2 protein-coding genes are annotated in these 2,064 nt (G+C 60.0%); both read left to right on the top strand.

Going from position 1 to position 2,064, the window contains the following annotated elements:
• The first annotated feature begins 44 nt into the window (after window positions 1–44).
• A complete protein-coding gene (locus Q0288_RS15460) occupies window positions 45–635 on the top strand; it encodes a TetR/AcrR family transcriptional regulator (RefSeq protein WP_299432364.1) in 591 nt (196 codons plus the stop codon).
• Between the two features lie 11 nt (window positions 636–646).
• Entirely contained in the window at window positions 647–1,891 is a 1,245-nt protein-coding gene (locus tag Q0288_RS15455) for a nucleotide disphospho-sugar-binding domain-containing protein (protein ID WP_299432361.1), read from the top strand.
• Window positions 1,892–2,064 lie beyond the last annotated feature (173 nt).

Raw genomic sequence — 2,064 nt, 5'->3', positions numbered from 1 at the left:
ACTTTACAGTAGCCAACTTTCATGTTAGCGTTAAATAACACGAAATGGAAAGGCCTGGCACCAAAACCAGACGAACCTACCGCATGACTGCCCGCGCCGCAGCCACACAGGCAACCCGGCAACGCATCCTCGAGGCCACTCTAGAGCTCTTCACCACCCGCGACTACGAGGACATAACCCTCGAGGATATTGCCAACCAGGCCAAAGTTACCGTCCCCACTTTGTTTCGCAAATTTGGGAGCAAGGAACAACTGATCGAGGCCACAGCCCAGCATGCCCGCAAAACCGTACTCCAACAACGCTATGCTGCCACCCCAGGAGATGCCAGGGGAGCTGTAGAAAACCTCCTCGACCACTACGAGCTCTGGGGCGACCGCATCCTACGTTTGCTGGCTCAAGAACACCGTGTCCCCGCCATCCGTGCCGTCACCGATCCCGGGCGGGTGCTTCACCGCAGCTGGGTGGAGGTCACTTTCGCCCCACTGCTGCCGCCCGACAAGCCCGCCCGCGCCCGCCGGGTAGCCCAGCTCGTGGTGATCTGCGACGTGTATACCTGGAAGATTTTGCGACACGATCTGGGTTTGACCCGCAAGGAAATCGCTCGAGCACTGTTGGAACTCATCACGGCTTTGTAAGGGAGGGCGCTATGGGACGATATCTGGCTTACACTTCTCCAGCAAAGGGGCACCTTTACCCTATACTGCCCACGCTTCTGGAATTGCAGCGGCGGGGCCACCAGCTAGTGGTCTACACCCTGGCCAGCGAGGTTGATCGGCTGCATGGGCTCGGCTTTGCAGCCTTCCCGCTTAACTCAGCCGTGGAAGATCGCACCCTGGACGACTGGCAAGCCAATTCCCCCCTCGGTGCACTCCGGGCAACCATGCAAACTTTTATCGACCGCGCCCGCCACGACGGCCCTGCTTTATTGGGAGCCATTCACAAGCACCAGCCCGACGGCCTGCTGGTAGACATCAACGCCTGGGGGGCCATCTCGGCTGCTGAGACTGCTGGTTTACCCTGGGCCACCTGGTGCCCATACTTTCTGCCCGTACCCTCGCGCGACGCGCCGCCGTTTGGGTTGGGCCTACCCCCCGCCCAGGGGCCGTTGGGCCGCGTTCGCGACCACTTGCTACGCTTCATCATCATGCGCGAATACAACCGTGCTCTCCCTGCACTTAATGCGGCCCGTTCAAGCCTCGGGGCTCCTGTGCTGAAAGCTGCCATCGAAATCTATTTGCGAGCCCCACTGTTGCTCTACCTCACTGCCGAGCCCTTCGAGTACCCCCGCTCAGACTGGCACTCCTCGGTACGGATGGTCGGCCCAGGTCTCTGGGATCCGTCCGTCCCCGCCCCAGAATGGCTCAAAAACGTTGACAAGCCGCTAGTGCTGGTTACCTGTTCAAGCGAGTTCCAGAACGACAGGAAAATCATCGAGGCCGCCTTGCAGGGTTTGGCTGATGAGGAGTTGTTTGTGGTTGTCACCACCGCCAGCATTGACCCCACCTCCTTTAAAGCTCCACCCAACGCACGTATAGAGCGCTTTCTACCACACGGGCCGCTGCTGGAAAGAGCCGCTTGTGTGGTCTGCCACGGCGGCATGGGTATCACCCAGAAGGCACTTGCGGCGGGCGTACCGCCGGTAGTGGTGCCATTTGGGCGAGATCAGATGGAGGTTGCACGCCATCTCCAGGTAGCGGGCGGAGGTGTGAGCCTGCAAAAAGGAAAACTCCGACCTGATCGGCTGCAGCAGGTGGTGCAAGGGGCCATGCAGATGAAGGCTGGGGCGCAGCGGCTCGCTGAGGCTTTTCGCAAGGCAGGCGGTGCGGCGGCGGCAGCAGATGCGGTGGAGGCTCTGCATTCACAACCCCCGCGTCCACGGGTCAACTCTTGATTAATAGCACCGACAGTTTCCCCGGATGCAAAAAAACCTTCTCCCCAGGGCAAAAGGGGGTTTGCCTATATCTGATACCCCATGTCCTGCGCCCCTCACGCCTTATGCTGTTTCAGTGATGTTCAAGGATATTTTTGGCACCGAACCCACCGTATCCGTCTCGGCCCCTGGCC

The sequence above is a fragment of the uncultured Meiothermus sp. genome (assembly GCF_937863175.1).
Classification (GTDB): domain Bacteria; phylum Deinococcota; class Deinococci; order Deinococcales; family Thermaceae; genus Meiothermus.
This window is presented reverse-complemented; position numbering and strand designations above follow the sequence as displayed.

Bases quoted from the DNA above. Each gene is read 5' to 3' on its own strand.
- Q0288_RS15460 (WP_299432364.1), top strand. From the start codon at position 45: ATGGAAAGGCCTGGCACCAAAACCAGACGAACCTACCGCATGACTGCC.
- Q0288_RS15455 (WP_299432361.1), top strand. From the start codon at position 647: ATGGGACGATATCTGGCTTACACTTCTCCAGCAAAGGGGCACCTTTAC.